The 17,536-nt window shown below is 67.7% G+C and carries 10 protein-coding genes and 3 rRNA genes; 1 reads left to right on the top strand and 12 read right to left on the bottom strand.

Translation table 11 applies throughout. The features are described from left to right. From DDP54_RS14640 to DDP54_RS14665, 6 genes are all read right to left on the bottom strand, one after another. Positions 1-1,350 (bottom strand): AAA family ATPase (locus DDP54_RS14640; protein ID WP_109132754.1); only part of this gene is annotated, 1,350 nt, incomplete at its 3' end. Between the two features lies 1 nt (position 1,351). Next, positions 1,352-2,248 carry an NAD kinase gene (locus DDP54_RS14645; RefSeq protein ID WP_109132755.1) on the bottom strand — a complete coding sequence of 299 codons (897 nt, stop codon included), beginning with the start codon at positions 2,246-2,248 and terminating at the stop codon, positions 1,352-1,354. Continuing rightward, positions 2,245-3,063 carry a TlyA family RNA methyltransferase gene (locus tag DDP54_RS14650; protein WP_109132756.1) on the bottom strand — a complete coding sequence of 273 codons (819 nt, stop codon included), beginning with the start codon at positions 3,061-3,063 and terminating at the stop codon, positions 2,245-2,247. The genes DDP54_RS14645 and DDP54_RS14650 overlap by 4 nt, the downstream gene beginning before the upstream one ends. Before the next feature lie 6 nt (positions 3,064-3,069). Further along, positions 3,070-3,276: a hypothetical protein gene (locus DDP54_RS14655; protein ID WP_109132757.1), complete on the bottom strand. Its 207-nt coding sequence runs from the start codon at positions 3,274-3,276 to the stop codon at positions 3,070-3,072. Positions 3,277-3,382: 106 nt separating this feature from the next. Then, positions 3,383-4,438 (bottom strand): HAD-IIA family hydrolase, encoded by a 1,056-nt coding sequence (locus DDP54_RS14660; RefSeq protein ID WP_109132758.1) that lies wholly within the window; start codon positions 4,436-4,438, stop codon positions 3,383-3,385. Then, positions 4,435-5,283: a hypothetical protein gene (locus DDP54_RS14665; protein ID WP_242448499.1), complete on the bottom strand. Its 849-nt coding sequence runs from the start codon at positions 5,281-5,283 to the stop codon at positions 4,435-4,437. Before DDP54_RS14665 ends, DDP54_RS14660 begins: the two co-directional genes overlap by 4 nt. 1,895 nt (positions 5,284-7,178) lie before the next feature. Here DDP54_RS14665 and DDP54_RS14675 point away from each other — a divergent pair. Next, a complete protein-coding gene (locus tag DDP54_RS14675; protein WP_242448206.1) occupies positions 7,179-8,777 on the top strand; it encodes an IS1634 family transposase in 1,599 nt (532 codons plus the stop codon). A 250-nt stretch (positions 8,778-9,027) separates the two neighbouring features. On the opposite strand, the gene rrf is transcribed toward DDP54_RS14675, so the two are convergent. The 6 genes from rrf to DDP54_RS14705 form a co-directional block, all read right to left on the bottom strand. After that, positions 9,028-9,144 (bottom strand): 5S ribosomal RNA (gene rrf, locus DDP54_RS14680). 79 nt (positions 9,145-9,223) lie between these two features. Next, positions 9,224-12,333: ribosomal RNA gene (locus tag DDP54_RS14685) — 23S ribosomal RNA — on the bottom strand. A 460-nt stretch (positions 12,334-12,793) separates the two neighbouring features. Continuing rightward, positions 12,794-14,316, bottom strand: a 16S ribosomal RNA gene (locus DDP54_RS14690). The 16S, 23S and 5S rRNA genes sit together here, the layout of an rRNA operon. Before the next feature lie 599 nt (positions 14,317-14,915). After that, positions 14,916-16,178 (bottom strand): tyrosine--tRNA ligase, encoded by a 1,263-nt coding sequence (gene tyrS, locus DDP54_RS14695; RefSeq protein WP_109132760.1) that lies wholly within the window; start codon positions 16,176-16,178, stop codon positions 14,916-14,918. Between the two features lie 50 nt (positions 16,179-16,228). Beyond that, the gene (locus tag DDP54_RS14700; protein WP_109132761.1) at positions 16,229-16,930 is read right to left on the bottom strand and encodes a DNA-3-methyladenine glycosylase; all 702 of its coding nucleotides are present in this window, start codon (positions 16,928-16,930) and stop codon (positions 16,229-16,231) included. Further along, positions 16,927-17,535 (bottom strand): uridine kinase, encoded by a 609-nt coding sequence (locus tag DDP54_RS14705; RefSeq protein ID WP_242448500.1) that lies wholly within the window; start codon positions 17,533-17,535, stop codon positions 16,927-16,929. Before DDP54_RS14705 ends, DDP54_RS14700 begins: the two co-directional genes overlap by 4 nt. Position 17,536: the final 1 nt, after the last annotated feature.

Below are 17,536 nucleotides of genomic sequence, written 5' to 3' on the forward strand. Positions count from 1 at the left end.
CAGCTCGCCGCCCGACGCGCCCTTGCCGAGCGGCCGGGCGGGCGCTCCTGCGTGCGGGACGAGGAGCATCTCGACCCGGTCGAGGCCGTGCGGTCCGGGTGCGTCCGCAGGCGCGACCTCGACCTTGAGCTGCGCGCCTGCCATGGCAAGCCCCGTCAGCTCGGCGGAGACGGTGGCGCCCAGCGCCTCTGCCGCCTCGGCGCGAGCCAGGGAGACACGTGCTCCCGCATCGTCGATCCGCGCCGTCAGCGCATCGCGCTCGTCGGCGAGCGCAGCCAGTCGCTCGTCGCCGCCGTCGAGCTCGAGCAGTCGCCGCCCGGACGCGTCGGCCCACGCCAGGACCTCGGCGACATCGGCGCCGTAGCTGCGCGTGAGCGAGGTCAGCTCGGCTCGCCGCCGTTGTGCCGTCTCGAGTCGCACAGGGTCGGCGGCAAGGTCCTGCAGGTAGCCGGAGAGCTCGATCGCGGCATCGGCCAGGAGGTATCCCGCCTCGGCCACACGCGTCGCGAGCGCCGCCAGCGAGGCATCGTGCGCACCGGCCTGCTCGAGCATCCGGCGAGCCTGCTCGACGGCGGAGCCCGCAGCCAGGGCTTCCGGGACGTCGGAGCCGTCGTCACCGACGAGGGCAGCGTGCGCGCCGCTCGCCGCCGTGCGCAGGTCCTCGGCGTACGAGAGCCGTTCGATCTCCGCGGCCAGGGTGATGTCCTCGCCCGGTTGAGGGTCGACCCGCTCGACCTCGGCGATGCCGAGGCGCAACAGCTCGGCCTCGCGAGCCCGGTCCTGTGCGCGGTCGGTGAGGGTGGCGAGCTCGGCCATGACGGCCTGCCGCCGGGTCCAGACGTCCCGGTACTCGGCCAGGACCAGACCGTGCGCGCTGCCCGCGAAGGCGTCGAGCGCCTCGCGCTGTCGTGAGGGCGACCGCAGCCGGGCCTGGTCGGCCTGGCCATGGACCGTCACGAGGTCGTCGGCGAGCTCGGCCAGCACGCCCTGGGGCACGGACCGGCCGCCCAGGTGTGCGCGTGAGCGCCCGGGGCCGTCCGCCGTAGCCACACCGACGGTCCGCACGATGACCAGGCCGCCGTCGTCGTCGAGCTGTGCACCGGCTTCAGAGGCCCGCGCCAGCACCGGGGAGCCTGCGGGAACCAGGACCCGGCCCTCGACGGCCGCGGCAGCGGCGCCGGTCCGAACCGTGGTGGGGTCGGCCTTCCCACCGAGCAGGAGGTTGAGGCCGGTGAGCACCATGGTCTTGCCCGCGCCCGTCTCGCCCGTCAGCACGGTGAGACCGGGGCCGAGCGTGACGTGCGCACGACCGATCACGCCCAGGTTCTCGATGCGGATCTCTTCGAGCACCTCAGACCTCCCGCACGACGGCACGCCCGTTGGACCGTCCGGACGATGCGCCGCGACCACGCCAGCCGTCCACCGGCAGCTGGAACTTGAGCACCAGGCGATCGGCGAACGGTGCCCGGGTGAGCCGCGCAAGGCGCACCGGCACGTCGCTGCGCCGAACCTCGACGCGCGACCCGATCGGCACGTCCACCCTGCGACGTCCGTCGCAGATGAGCACGCCGTTCGCAGGTGACCGCGCCACGACCTCGAGAGCCAGGACGCTCGACGGCCCGACCACCAGCGGTCGCGCGAACAGGGCATGGGCGGCGACCGGCACGAGGATCATCCCGTCGACATCCGGCCAGACGACGGGTCCACCCGCCGAGAACGCGTGAGCGGTCGAGCCGGTGGACGTGGCCACGACGATGCCGTCGCACCCGAACGTCGACAGCGGCCGGCCGTCCACCTCGAGCGCGACCTCCACCATGCGCGCCGCGTCGCCCTTCTCGAGCGTGACCTCGTTGAGCGCCCAGCCGACCACGGGGGTGTCGGCACCGGGCAGCAGGACCCGGACGTCAAGAGTCCCGCGCTCCTCGACCTCGTAGTCACCGTCCGCGAGGCGCTGCACGGCCTCGCCGATGTCTTCGCGCTCGCTCTCCGCGAGGAATCCGACGTGGCCCAGGTTCACGCCGAGCAGCGGCACGCCGAGACCTCGTGTCAGCTCGGCGGCTCGCAGGATCGTGCCGTCGCCCCCGAGCACGATGGCCAGCTCGAGCTCTCCGACGTTCTCGGCTCGACTGTCGTCCGTGGCGAGGACGGGCGTGAACCCGGCACCGTCGAGCGCCTTGACCGCTTCTGCCGTCGCCGCGACCGCCTCTTCGCGACCGCTGTGGGTCACCACGAGCACACGTCGACTCATGACGAGCCTCCTTCCGTGCTCAGGACGACAGTGTCGATGCGGGACCGCAGCATCTCCTCGGAGTCGGTCGTGACCCCGCGACGCAACCACAGGAAGTACTCGATGTTGCCGCTCGGCCCCGGCAACGGGCTCGCGACGACGCCCGCCACGACCAGTCCGAGACCGATCGCTGCGCGGGCGACGGTCAGGACCGCCTCGGCCCGCAGTCGCGCGTCTCGCACCACCCCGCCCGACCCGAGGCGCGCGCGACCCACCTCGAACTGGGGCTTCACCATGACGACGAGATCCGCCTCGGGAGCCGCGACCGCGACGAGCGCCGGCAGGACGAGCGACAGCGAGATGAACGACAGGTCGGCGACGATGAGCCCCGGGGCGGGGTCCACGTCACCCGCTTGCAGGTAGCGCACGTTGACGCCCTCGCGCACGTCCACGCGCGGGTCAGCCCGGAGCGCCGCGACGAGCTGCCCGTGCCCGACGTCGACCGCGACGACCCGTGCCGCGCCCCGCCGGAGCAGAACGTCAGTGAATCCCCCGGTGCTCGCCCCGGCGTCGAGACACACCCGGCCGATGACGACCGGACCGTCGACCCCCCACGCGTCCAGCGCGCCGGCCAGCTTGTGCCCCGCGCGTGACGCGTAGCCGGGGTCGTCGTCGGTCGTCACGGTGACGCTCTGCTCCGCCGCGAGCGGGGTCGCGCTGCGCTGGGCCGGGGTTCCGTCGACGGCGACCCGCCCCGCGGCGATGAGCTCGCCGGCATGCCGTCGCGAGCGTGCGAGTCCGCGCCGAACGAGCTCGATGTCGAGTCGTGTCGTCACGTGGTCTCAGCCCTCAGTGTCCGCGAGCCGGTCCTGGAGGGCCGCATGCACCGCATCGAAGACGGCCACGTGCTGCGCCAGCGGGGCGCCGTCGAGCGTCGCGAGCCGCGTCAGCGCCTCGTCGACAGCGTCGTCGCCGGTGGCGGAGCGGTCGTGGAGGGGAGTCACTGCGGTCGCGTTGCCGTCCCGCGCGTTCTCGTCCGAACCGTTCACCGGCGTCCTTCCTGCGTCTGGATGTCCACGTGGGAGCCGCCGCGAACACGTCGGTCAACCACGGGCCAGTCTCGAGCGCGCGTCTGCCGCGCGGCTCACGCTCACGCTACCCGGCGGCGCCGACGAAACCGTCGCTGTCCACACCGAGCTCGGGTACGGAGTCGGCGTCGAGGGTCTCGCCCGCGTCGACGGCGGACCAGGCCGCGGCGCACGCCGCCCGGATCACGTCGACACGAGCCTCGACACCGGTGCCATGTGATCGCGACAGCTCGAGGCGCCCGCCGACGACCCGTGCACCCGCGTCACGGCACGTCCACCAGCCCTCGGCAGCGCGGACAGGCTCCGGATGCGCGACGAGCAGCGACCGAAGGTCGGCGCCGATGAAGTGCGGACGCTCGGCCGGGATGGCGAGCACGTCATCGCGAGCCGTGCTCACCCCTGTCAGGACGTGCAGACCCGGATACTCGCCCGCGCGCGCGCCGGCCAGGTCGGTGTCGAGCCGATCACCGATCACGAGCGGAGTACTCCCGCCGACGCGCTCGATCGCCATCCGGTACATGGCAGGCGACGGCTTCCCCGCGCTGTCGGGCACGACGCCCGTCGCCGACTGCACGGCCAGGACCAGCGAACCGTTGCCAGGCGCGAAACCCCGCGCCGTCGGCAGGCTCCGGTCGAGGTTGCTGGCGACGTGCCAGGCGCCACGCTCGATCGCGTAGGCGGCCTCCGCCAGCTGAGCCCAACCGACCTCGGGCGCGAAACCCTGCACGACGGCTTCCGGCTCGTCGTCAGCGGAATCCACGACTGTGAGCCCCACCGCACGCACCGCTGTCCGAAGTCCCGCTCCCCCGACGACGAGCACCTTCGCGCCGCGCGCGAGTCGCGTCGTGAGCACCTGTGCCGCGGCCTGGGCCGCCGTCATGACCTCCGACGGCTCGGCGGGGATCCCGAGCTCCGTCAGCTGACCGGCGACCGACTCGGGCTCGCGCGAAGCGTTGTTCGTGACGAACACGAGCCGCATGCCGCGGGCCCGCGCCTGCGCCAAGCCGTCCGCTGCCCCGTCGATCGGCTTGTGACCGAGATACGTCACCCCGTCGAGGTCGACGAGGGCGACGTCATACCGGTCGGCCAGGGGGATGTCGCTGCCGAGCAGCCCCGCTGTCACGCCTCGTCCTCCCAAGGGCTCTCCGTCGCTGCGGAGCCATCGACGGGCGTGCCGTTCCCGTCGCCGACGGCGGCCTCGCCCAGGTCCTGCGGCTCGTCGGCCGGGACCGCGCGCTCCTGCTCGGCGACGTTGTCCCCGTCCGCCTCGACGTCGTCGGCGTCGTCCCGGACCTGGTCAGCCTGCTGGCCGGACTCGTCCTCGAGATCGAAGGCGACAATGTCGTCCTCGTCGTCCGCGACGTCCCCCGCCGCCTGCGCAAGCTGGTCCGGCGAGAACGCCGCGAGCTCGGCGGCAGCGGCGTCGGGACGCCCGGCAGCCTCGAGGGCCGTGGCGCGAGCCTGGGCGACACGAGCCGCAACGGCACCGGTCGCGGCCCGGACAGCGGGCGAGGCGAGGACAGCCACAGCTGCCTCAGGCTCACCGAGGTCGAGACGGGCCCCGCTGACGACCATGGCCAGCTCGATCTGGACGTCCGCCGGCAGCTCGGCTGCCTCCGGGCTGTCCGCCAGAGCGAGAGCGCGCTCGGGCCTGCCCAGCCCACGCTCGCAGTCGGCCATGACGGCCAGGTGCTCGGATGACCCGTTGAGCCGGCGAACTGTCCGCAGCTCCCGCAAGGCCTCGGCGAAGCGTCCCGTGCGGTACGCGGCGAGACCGGCGGCCTCGCGCACCACGTCGACCCGCCCGGCCCTCTGGACAGCGGCCTGGGCATGCTCGTACGCGAGCTCAGGCTCGGTGTCGAGCAACCGGCCCGCCATCACGAGGTGCAGCCCGACGTTCTCGGCGTTCTCCTTGCTCAGGGTGCGCAACCTCGCGCGAACGTCACGGTCCAGGTCCGAGAACAGCACGTCCTCAGGGATCTCAGGAGCGGGAACTCGATCCGGCTGCGGCGGACGGCTCGCCCGGACGTCGTCGCGCGCTGGGCGATCCTCTCGCGTCTGACGCTCGTCACGCGCAGGAGGTTCGTCACGCGATCCACCGAACGATGCGGCACGCTCGGGGCGCTCACCGGACCTCGCCGGGGGCCGCTCGCTGCTGCGTGGCGCGTACGTGCGCTCGCCGCGGTCGCCTTCCGGGCGTCGAGCTGGTCCGGTTCCGCGATCTGCACGGTCGCCGCTCGCGGGACGGTACGGACGGTCCCCCGACGGCCGACGGTCGCTGGCCGGCGGCCGGCGGTCGTTCGTCGCCGGACGCCCGGAGCGATCCGGACGGTCGTTGTCCGAGCGACGGTCCGTGGTCGCGGGCCGATCGCTCGTCACGGGTCGCTCCGGCCGGTCACCGAACGGACGACGCTCACCAGTCGCCGGACGGAACCGCCGGTCACCCGAGGCGGGGCGCTCGCTGCGGTCACCGAAGGAACGACGCTCACCACTGTCTGGACGACCCGAACGCTCCGGCCGGTCACCGAACGGACGACGCTCACCAGTCGCCGGACGGAACGGCCGGTCACCCGAGGCGGGACGCTCGCTGCGGTCACCGAAGGAACGACGCTCACCACTGTCCGGACGGGCCGGTCGATCCGGCCGGTCACCGAACGGACGACGCTCACCAGTCGCCGGACGGAACGGACGGTCACCGGAGGCGGGACGGAACGGACGGTCACCGGAGGCGGGACGGAACGGACGGTCACCGGAGGCGGGACGGAACGGACGGTCACCGGAGGCGGGACGGAACGGACGGTCACCCGACGCCGGGCGCTCGCCGCGGTCCCCAAAGGAACGACGCTCACCAGCGTCCGGACGACCCGAACGATCCGGCCGGTCACCGAACGGACGACGCTCACCAGTCGCAGGACGGAACGGACGGTCACCCGACGCGGGACGGAACGGACGGTCACCCGACGCCGGGCGCTCGCCGCGGTCCCCAAAGGAACGACGCTCACCAGCGTCCGGACGACCCGAACGATCCGGCCGGTCACCGAACGGGCGACGCTCACCAGTCGCAGGACGGAACGGACGGTCACCCGACGCGGGACGGAACGGACGGTCACCCGACGCCGGGCGCTCGCCGCGGTCCCCGAAGGAACGACGCTCACCACTGTCCGGACGACCCGAACGATCGCCGAAGGTCCGACGCTCGCCACTACCGGCGCGATCGGGTCGATCTCCGAACGACCGGGCGCCATTGGCCGGCCGATCTGACCGGCCCTGGTAGCCGGAAGGAGCAGCCGCTCCACGCGACTGCGAGGCGGGGCGCCGGTTGGCGTCGCCACCGGAACGGCCTGCCGAGCGGTCATCCCAGCGCGAGCTCGACTGCGGCGCGTCGCCGGAACGAGCCGACGAGCGGGGCGCGCCCGATCCGGAAGCGCGAGAATCCTGCGACGGCCGCTCGGTTCGTGGCGCGAACGTGCGCTCGCCTGTCTGGCCCGCAGCGGCGGAGCGACCCGGAGCCGCATCGCGCGACGGCCGAGAGCTGGACCCGGCAACACGGCGCGGACGCACCCCGCCACTGCTCGCACCTGCGCGGTCTCGTCCCACTGGTCCGCGACCCGTACCGAACCGTCCTGCGCCACTGTTGGCCGGGCGCGATCCTTGGCCGTCACTGTTCATCTGAAGAGATCCCCTCATCGTTCTGCAACCTCTATGGTCTCATCCCTGCGCCGCGGTGTGCGCCGGGCTCCACCCAGACCTGACTCGTGCCACGTTCGGTCCTCGAGGGTGGGCGCGGGTCGCTGACCTGCTGTTTCGTTGTGCGCTCGGGTGCGATGTGGTCACTAAGAACCTCGTCGTGCAAGCCTTCGGGGGTGGTCTCGCGGTTCGTGCGCAAGGTCCGCACCGCTTCGGGAGCGGTCGCGGTCCAGATCGTCACGCGCCGGGGCCGGCAGGTCGAACAGGTCGAGCACGTCGGGTCAGCGCATAGCGATGCCGAGCTCGCGTTGCTGCTGGCCGTAGCGCGTGAGCGGCTGTCCCCAGGCCAAGACGCCCTGGACCTCGGGGACCTGTTGGTGGTCCCGGCGCGGATGGACGACGTCGCGGACTGGACCGCCGAACCGGAACTGCTCCTGCAGCCGGCGACGCCGGCGGCCGGTGGGCGTCCTGCGGCCGTCGCCGCAGGTGGGCGGGTCGTGGGGACCTCCGCGGACCTGTTGTGGAAGGTCCTGACCAGCGAATACACCCGGCTGGGGTTCGACGTCCTGGGCGATGACGGGTTCCGGGCGATGGTCCTGGCACGGATCGTGGAGCCGACCTCCAAGGCCGAGGTCGTCCGCGTCCTGGACGAACTCGACGCACCGGCGGTCAGCCTGCGCACGTTGTTCCGGTCGCTGGCCCGGTGCCAGGCCCAGGACTACCGCGACACGTTGGCCAGGGCCGCGTGGGCGCACTCGGTCCGCACCACCGGGACATCGGTCCTGATCTTGTACGACGTGACGACGCTGCACTTCGAGCGGCCGGACGAGGACGAGCTGCGCAGGGTCGGGATGAGCAAGGAGCACCGCGTGGACCCCCAGGTTCAGGTCGGGCTGCTGGTCGACCCGGGCGGGTTCCCGCTCGAGGTGCACCTGTTCGAGGGCAGCAAGGCCGAGACGACCACTCTGATCCCCGTACTGACCGCGTTCGGCAAGCGGCACGACGTCACGGACCTGGTCGTCGTCGCCGACGCCGGGATGCTCTCGGCGGGCAACCTGAACGCCCTGGAGGACGCCGGGTTCTGCTTCATCGTCGGCTCGCGGATCACCCGGGCCCCCTACGACCTGGCCGATCACTTCGAACGGCACGGCAACTACTTCACCGACGGGCAGGTCCTGGAATCGACCCGGGACATGGGCACCGGCAAGGCGGCCCGGGCCCGGCGGGTGGTCTACCAGTGGAAGTTCGCCCGCGAGCAGCACGACAACAAGGCCATCAACGCGATGATCGACCGGGCCGAGAAGATCGCCGACGGCCGCGCCCCGTTGAAGAAGGCCCGGTTCCTCAAGATCACCGGAGCCACCAAGGAACTCGACCAGGCCACCATCGACCGGGCCCGCCAGTTGGCGGGCCTCAAGGGCTACGTCACCAACCTGCCGACCGCCACGATGGACGGCGCGGCGGTCATCGCGGCCTACCACGACCTATGGCACGTCGAGCAGTCGTTCCGCATGACCAAGTCCGACCTACGAGCCCGGCCCGTGTTCCACCACCAACGCGACGCCATCGAAGCCCACCTGACGGTGGTGTTCGCCGCCCTGGCCGTCGCCCGCCATCTGCAAGACCTCACCGGCATGAGCATCAAGAAGATCGTCCAGGCCCTGCGCACCGCACGCTCAGCAACCATCGAGATCAACGGCCAACGCCTCACCCTCGACCCCGACCTCACCGAGACCGCCCGCGCCATCCTCAACCGACTCGAAACCGGTCACTAAGGCAAGTGGCACGAGTCGGGCCAGAACCGGCCCTCGCGGCGTGGCCTCCCCGCATGGATCCACCTGCGGCTGTGCCGAGCCGACGCGGCCGCCCAAACGGTCCTGCCGCACAGACATCTCACCTCGGCAATACCAGGGCCAAGAATCAACACCGCATCGCAATTGGCGCCCCGGATGGGGCGCGATTGACCCAGCGGGGTTGGACAAACAGAAAGAGCCACCCCTTGCGGGGTGGCTCTTTCTGAATGATGTCCGGCGGCGACCTACTCTCCCACACCCTGGCGAGTGCAGTACCATCGGCGCTGAGGGGCTTAGCTTCCGGGTTCGGAATGGGACCGGGCGTTTCCCCCTCGCTATGACCGCCGTAACTCTATGGAGATATGAAATCGGGTGTTCCCGTTCGTATCTCGGGAACCGCACAGTGGACGCGTAGCACACAAGTTGGTGTGATGAAGTTGTCGGCTTATTAGTACCGGTCAGCTTCGTGGGTCTTGAGTCCCCACTTCCACATCCGGCCTATCAACCCAGTGGTCTAGCTGGGAGCCTCTCGGGACAAGTCCCATGGAAACCTCATCTTGAAGCAGGCTTCCCGCTTAGATGCTTTCAGCGGTTATCCCTTCCGAACGTAGCCAACCAGCCGTGCTCCTGGCGGAACAACTGGCACACCAGAGGTTCGTCCGTCCCGGTCCTCTCGTACTAGGGACAGCCCTTCTCAAGTTTCCTGCGCGCGCAGCGGATAGGGACCGAACTGTCTCACGACGTTCTAAACCCAGCTCGCGTACCGCTTTAATGGGCGAACAGCCCAACCCTTGGGACCTACTCCAGCCCCAGGATGCGACGAGCCGACATCGAGGTGCCAAACCATGCCGTCGATATGGACTCTTGGGCAAGATCAGCCTGTTATCCCCGGGGTACCTTTTATCCGTTGAGCGACGGCGCTTCCACAAGCCACCGCCGGATCACTAGTTCCGACTTTCGTCCCTGCTCGACCTGTCAGTCTCACAGTCAAGCTCCCTTGTGCACTTGCACTCGACACCTGATTGCCAACCAGGCTGAGGGAACCTTTGAGCGCCTCCGTTACATTTTAGGAGGCAACCGCCCCAGTTAAACTACCCATCAGGCACTGTCCCTGATCCGGATTACGGACCGAGGTTAGATATCCAGAGCGACCAGAGTGGTATTTCAACGTTGACTCCACCGACACTGGCGTGCCGGCTTCACAGTCTCCCACCTATCCTACACAAGCCGCACCGAACACCAATACCAAACTATAGTAAAGGTCCCGGGGTCTTTCCGTCCTGCTGCGCGTAACGAGCATCTTTACTCGTAGTGCAATTTCGCCGAGTTCACGGTTGAGACAGCGGAGAAGTCGTTACGCCATTCGTGCAGGTCGGAACTTACCCGACAAGGAATTTCGCTACCTTAGGATGGTTATAGTTACCACCGCCGTTTACTGGGGCTTAAATTCTGAGCTTCGCCTTGCGGCTGACCCGTCCTCTTAACCTTCCAGCACCGGGCAGGCGTCAGTCCGTATACATCGTCTTGCGACTTCGCACGGACCTGTGTTTTTAGTAAACAGTCGCTTCTCCCTGGTCTCTGCGACCCTCAATGCTTCCCCCAGCTAGTGGGTTCACACGTCGGGCCCCCCTTCTCCCGAAGTTACGGGGGCATTTTGCCGAGTTCCTTAACCATGATTCTCTCGATCGCCTTGGTATTCTCTACCTGATCACCTGAGTCGGTTTAGGGTACGGGCGGCTTGAACCTCGCGCCGAGGCTTTTCTAGGCAGCATAGGATCACCCAATCATCCCGCGTTCGCGGTCACCATCAGCTCTCAGGCTTCACGAGAGGCGGATTTGCCTACCTCTCACCCTACAACCTTGGACGTGGACTACCATCGCCACGCTGGGCTACCTTCCTGCGTCACCCCTGTTAATACGCTTACCTACTGCCGGTTCGGGTCGCGCGCTCCCCCGTCCGGTGTCCCCGAAGGGACGATGGACGGCTTCGGGCGCTTAGCATCACCGGGTTCGGTATGGGCGGTTCTTCGCCGGTACGGGAATATCAACCCGTTGTCCATCGACTACGCCTGTCGGCCTCGCCTTAGGTCCCGACTTACCCAGGGCGGATTAGCCTGGCCCTGGAACCCTTGATCATTCGGCGGACGGGTTTCTCACCCGTCTTTCGCTACTCATGCCTGCATTCTCACTCGTGTGGCGTCCACCGCTGGGTCACCCCGCGACTTCACTCGCCACACGACGCTCCCCTACCCATCCACACGCCTGAACCCCGAAGGGCTGAGCTATTGTGTGAATGCCACAGCTTCGGCGGTATACTTGAGCCCCGCTACATTGTCGGCGCGGAATCACTTGACCAGTGAGCTATTACGCACTCTTTCAAGGGTGGCTGCTTCTAAGCCAACCTCCTGGTTGTCTGTGCAACTCCACATCCTTTCCCACTTAGCATACGCTTAGGGGCCTTAGCTGGTGGTCTGGGCTGTTTCCCTCTCGACTACGGAGCTTATCCCCCGCAGTCTCACTGCCACGCTCTCACTTACCGGCATTCGGAGTTTGGCTAACGTCAGTAACCTGGTGAGGCCCATCGGCTATCCAGTAGCTCTACCTCCGGTAAGAAACACGTGACGCTGCACCTAAATGCATTTCGGGGAGAACCAGCTATCACGGAGTTTGATTGGCCTTTCACCCCTAACCACAGGTCATCCCCTCGGTTTTCAACCCAAGTGGGTTCGGTCCTCCACGCGGTCTTACCCGCGCTTCAACCTGCCCATGGCTAGATCACTCCGCTTCGGGTCTAGAGCACGCGACTGAATCGCCCTATTCGGACTCGCTTTCGCTACGGCTTCCCCACACGGGTTAACCTCGCCACGTACCACTAACTCGCAGGCTCATTCTTCAAAAGGCACGCTGTCACCCCTGCTAGGGAGGCTCCAACGGATTGTAGGCACACGGTTTCAGGTACTATTTCACTCCCCTCCCGGGGTACTTTTCACCTTTCCCTCACGGTACTTGTCCGCTATCGGTCACTAGGTAGTATTTAGGCTTACACAGTGGTCTGTGCGGATTCACTCCGGGTTTCTCGGGCCCGGAGCTACTTGGGATCCCCTTCGGGAGGCCACGCCATTTCGTCTACGGGGGTTCCACCCTCTGTGCCGGGCCTTTCAATGCCCTTCGACTATAACGCGGCTTTCTGACTCCCTGATCGGACGGCAGTCCGAACGGAAAGGTCCCACAACCCCGCACACGCAACGCCTGCCGGCTTTGACACGTGTACGGTTTGGCCTGATCCGCTTTCGCTCGCCACTACTCACGGAATATCTCTTCCTGCCGGTACTGAGATGTTTCACTTCCCGGCGTTCCCTCCACGCACCCTATATATTCAGGTGCGGGTCACTGGACATGACTCCAGCGGGGTTTCCCCATTCGGAAATCCTCGGATCACGGTTCGTTTGCCAACTCCCCGAGGCTTATCGCAGGCTACTACGTCCTTCATCGGCTCCTAGTGCCAAGGCATCCACCCTGTGCCCTTATAAACTTGATCACAAAAACTATAAAGATGCTCGCGTCCACTGTGCAGTTCTCAAGCTACGAACGATCCCCGTCCTCCCCGGCGCCTACCCCCGCACTCACCCGCGCATCAGCGCAGACCAGCTCAAGGGGCGGTTCATCCGGACCCGACAGGCCCGTGTGCAGCCACCCTCACCCCCGACAACCACCGACCACAGGTCGACGACCACCGAGACGATCTCCGGGTGACCCGAGCGAACCGGCCTCAGCCTGTTCCCTCAGGACCCAACAGCGTGCCCAGCCGACCACCCCTCCAGCCCCACCCGTTCCACCCCCGGGTAAACCCGAGGAGTACTAAGCCAGGACCAGCAGATGAGCCGGCCATAGTCGATGTTCCACCCGTGAGCTCCACCCCAGTCACAGACGGACCGGGCATGGGCCTGGACATCGCCACCGGCCACGAAGGACCGACGCGCCTGCCAGATGCTCCTTAGAAAGGAGGTGATCCAGCCGCACCTTCCGGTACGGCTACCTTGTTACGACTTAGTCCCAATCGCCAGTCCCACCTTCGACGGCTCCCTCCCGTAAGGGTTGGGCCACCGGCTTCGGGTGTTACCGACTTTCGTGACTTGACGGGCGGTGTGTACAAGGCCCGGGAACGTATTCACCGCAGCGTTGCTGATCTGCGATTACTAGCGACTCCGACTTCATGGGGTCGAGTTGCAGACCCCAATCCGAACTGAGACCGGCTTTTTGGGATTCGCTCCACCTCGCGGTATCGCAGCCCTTTGTACCGGCCATTGTAGCATGCGTGAAGCCCAAGACATAAGGGGCATGATGATTTGACGTCATCCCCACCTTCCTCCGAGTTGACCCCGGCAGTCTCCTATGAGTCCCCGGCATGACCCGCTGGCAACATAGGACGAGGGTTGCGCTCGTTGCGGGACTTAACCCAACATCTCACGACACGAGCTGACGACAACCATGCACCACCTGTACACCGACCTTGCGGGGAGCACATCTCTGCACTTTTCCGGTGTATGTCAAGCCTTGGTAAGGTTCTTCGCGTTGCATCGAATTAATCCGCATGCTCCGCCGCTTGTGCGGGCCCCCGTCAATTTCTTTGAGTTTTAGCCTTGCGGCCGTACTCCCCAGGCGGGGCACTTAATGCGTTTGCTGCGGCACGGAACTCGTGGAATGAGCCCCACACCTAGTGCCCAACGTTTACGGCATGGACTACCAGGGTATCTAATCCTGTTCGCTCCCCATGCTTTCGCTCCTCAGCGTCAGTTGCGGCCCAGTGACCTGCCTTCGCCATCGGTGTTCCTCCTGATATCTGCGCATTCCACCGCTACACCAGGAATTCCAGTCACCCCTACCGCACTCTAGTCTGCCCGTACCCACTGCAAGCCCGAGGTTGAGCCTCAGGTTTTCACAGCAGACGCGACAAACCGCCTACGAGCTCTTTACGCCCAATAATTCCGGACAACGCTTGCGCCCTACGTATTACCGCGGCTGCTGGCACGTAGTTAGCCGGCGCTTCTTCTGCAGGTACCGTCACTTTCGCTTCTTCCCTGCTGAAAGAGGTTTACAACCCGAAGGCCTTCATCCCTCACGCGGCGTCGCTGCATCAGGCTTGCGCCCATTGTGCAATATTCCCCACTGCTGCCTCCCGTAGGAGTCTGGGCCGTATCTCAGTCCCAGTGTGGCCGGTCGCCCTCTCAGGCCGGCTACCCGTCGTCGCCTTGGTAGGCCATTACCCCACCAACAAGCTGATAGGCCGCGAGTCCATCCCTGACCGATAAATCTTTCCAGACACACAGATGCCCGTGCGTCTCATATCCGGTATTAGCCGTCGTTTCCCACGGTTATTCCAGAGTCGGGGGCAGGTTACTCACGTGTTACTCACCCGTTCGCCACTGATCAGACAGAGCAAGCCCCGTCGTCACCGTTCGACTTGCATGTGTTAAGCACGCCGCCAGCGTTCGTCCTGAGCCAGAATCAAACTCTCCGTAGATGTCTACATGGCACCCCACCACCAAAGCGGCAGAGCAACCGACACACGAAACGACCCCACCCCCAAAGGGCAGGACCAGTTAATTCGGCTGTAGAGGAACCCTCCCACGGAGGCAGGAGAGATCCCTCAGTCAACCAAGACCCACCACCACGCAACCCCCACCCCGAACGGGACAAGAACCACACGACGATGAACCATCTTGGCATCGACTACTTGGCACACTGTTGAGTTCTCAAGGAACAGACGCGCATCCCGCAAGGCCCTTCGACCCGCCCGGAGGCAACCGTTCAATACTACCCGAGACTTTCACTGCTCGGTTCCGCTCATCGCGGCCGGCCAGTGGACTCTCTCCCGACACGACGTATCAGGCGCCAGAAGCGCCTGGTGTCCTTGCTGGGGTTGGACGCCTTCGGGGACCAGCCACCGCCCGGACCATCACTGGTCCTTCTCGGTGTCCGTTCCTCCCTGCCGGGCGACAACGTGAACACTACGCAGCGCCGGGCCGGACCGTCAAATCGCGCCGGTCCCCGGGCCCGGCAGACGTCCGGTGCAGTCCTGTGGCCTGCGACGACGCTCCTGGTTCCGATGTGGGGACGGCGTCAGGCCCGTGCGTCGGCGACAGCGAGGGTTCGCTTGCCGCGCCGCAGGACGGCCCACCGACCGTGGAGGAGGTCCTCCTGAGCCAGAACCGCGTCCTCGTCGACCACCTTGACGTTGTTGATCGATGCGCCCCCCTCAGCGATCGCACGCCGTGCGGCCGCCTTGCTCGCGACGACACCGCTCGCAGCGAGCACGTCCACCACGAGGTCGCCCGCACGAGCCGGCGCCGATGGCAGCTCCGCGACCGCGGCGCCGAGCGTGGACTCGTCGAGCATGCGGAGGTCGCCCCGTCCGAACAGGGCCTGGCTCGCGGCCACCACCTTGTCGGCCGCCTCGGCGCCGTGGACCAGCGCGGTCACGTCGTAGGCGAGCGTGCGTTGAGCCTCGCGAGCCGCAGGACGCTCGGCAGTCGTCTGAGCGAGGTCATCGAGCTCGTCGCGCGTGCGGAACGTGAACACCTTGAGATGTCCCAGGACGGCGTCGTCCTCCGCGTTGAGCCAGAACTGGTAGAAGGCGTACGGGCTCGTCAGCTCCGGGTCGAGCCACACGGTGCCTGTCTCCGTCTTGCCGAACTTCGTGCCGTCGGCCTTCGTGATGAGCGGGGTCGCGAGCGCGTGCACGCCGACCCCCTCGACCTTCCGGACGAGCTCCACGCCCGACAGCAGGTTGCCCCACTGGTCGTTGCCGCCCGTCTGCAGGCTCACCCCGTACCGACGGTGCAGCTCGAGGAAGTCCATGCCCTGCAGGATCTGGTAGCTGAACTCCGTGAAGCTGATGCCCTGGTCGCTGTTCAGACGCCGCGCGACGGTGTCCTTCGCGAGCATCGTGCCCAGGCGGTAGTGCTTGCCGACGCCGCGCAGGAAGTCGATCGCCGAGAGCGACGCCGTCCAGTCCAGGTTGTTGACCATCGTGGCCCCCGCGGGGCCGTCGAAGTCGAGCAACGGCTCGATCTGCCGCCGGATCCGGTCCACCCACCCCGCGACGACCTCGGGGTCGTTGAGCGTGCGCTCGCCAGTCATCTTCGGGTCTCCGATGAGCCCGGTCGCGCCGCCCACGAGCGCGTAAGGCTTGTGGCCGGCGAGCTGCAGCCGGCGCACGGTGAGGATCTGCACCAGGTTCCCGATGTGCAGGCTCGGCGCGGTCGGGTCGAAGCCGCAGTACAGGCTGACCGGACCGGCGTCGAGCTCAGCCCTCAGGGCGGTGGGCTCGGTGGTCTGGGCGACGAGGCCGCGCCAGGCGAGCTCGTCGACGATGTGCGTCACAGGTGTCTCCTCGAAGGTTGCTCGGGACAGTCTGCCGTGCCCGGGGAGGTTCACTGGCCCGGCGTCCCGCCGGTCGGACCGCTGCGCGGCGACGACGACCGGTAGGCGCGACGGAACGGCGACACCGTGGGCTCGCCGACGAGCCACAGGCGCCACGGGAACCGTGCGCCGTCGGCCCCCTCGCCGCTGACCCCCACGCGCGGACCTGACGCGAGCGCTGGGCGGGTCGCGTTCTCCCGACGGTGCACGACGACGGCTCCCCCGGCCTCCGTCACGTCGGCCCGGTTGGCGCTCAGGTCCAGCCCCAGCGCGACAGCGAGCCGCGCGGGTCCCCGTGCGAGCTGTCGGTCGCTGTCGACCACCCCCGCCCGCGACCGGCGCGCCCACGCGAGCTCAGCACCCTCGACGACCTCCCCGGCGCGCAGGAGGACGGCCGACGGGTGCCCGGTCGGCAGGGTCACGATGTTGACGCAGAAGTGCAGGCCGAGATGCCGGTACACGTAGAGCCGACCGGGCTCGGCGAACATCGCGTCGTTGCGCGCGGAACGACCTCGGAACGCGTGCGAGCCCGGGTCGTCCGCGCCGCCGTACGCCTCGACCTCGGTGATGCGGACCGTGACATCGCCCTCGGGCGACCGCGTCGTGATCCAGGCGCCGAGCAGGTCGACCGCGACCGCGAGGGCGCTCCGGGCGTACCAGACGTGCGCGGGAACCACACCCACGCGCCCGACGTCACCCGGTCCGGTGCTCACGCCGTCATCCTGCCGTACGCGTCCAGCCGGACGTCCGCACGCGCCCGGGTCCGCTCGCGCTCGAAGTGCGCAGCCTCCGTCTCCGACCACGCGACCCACGCGTCGCGCATCGCCTCGCCGTCCCGCTCGAGGCCGCGCGCCAGCCGCAGCTCTGCAGGTGCCTCGACCCACACGGTCAGCACGGCATCGGGCGCAGCAGCCAGCCGTGCGGCGCCGCAGCCCTCCAGCACGAGCACCTCCGGGACGGGAACGTCGACCCAGTCGGCGAACCCGCCGGCGAACCAGTCGTAGCGCTGGAAGCGGCCAGGGCTTGCGGACCGCAGAGGCTCGAGCACCTGGGCTGCGAGCCGTGGCCAGAGCGACCCCTCAAGACCTGACCAGCCCTCGTACAGGTCGTCGAGGTGCACCGTACCGACGCGGACCCCGTCGCCGCCGAGCCGATCGGCCAGCCGAGCCGCGAACGACGTCTTGCCCGAACCCGCAGGGCCGTCGACGCACACGAGCCGGACCTGGCCGAGCCGCGGGGTCCGGGCCAGGACCTGCGAGGCGACCCACGTCGCGGCGTCGTCGCGCTCACTGGCGTCGGGCCCCGCCGGAACGATCACG

Source organism: Cellulomonas sp. WB94, from assembly GCF_003115775.1.
Lineage (GTDB): Bacteria > Actinomycetota > Actinomycetes > Actinomycetales > Cellulomonadaceae > Cellulomonas_A.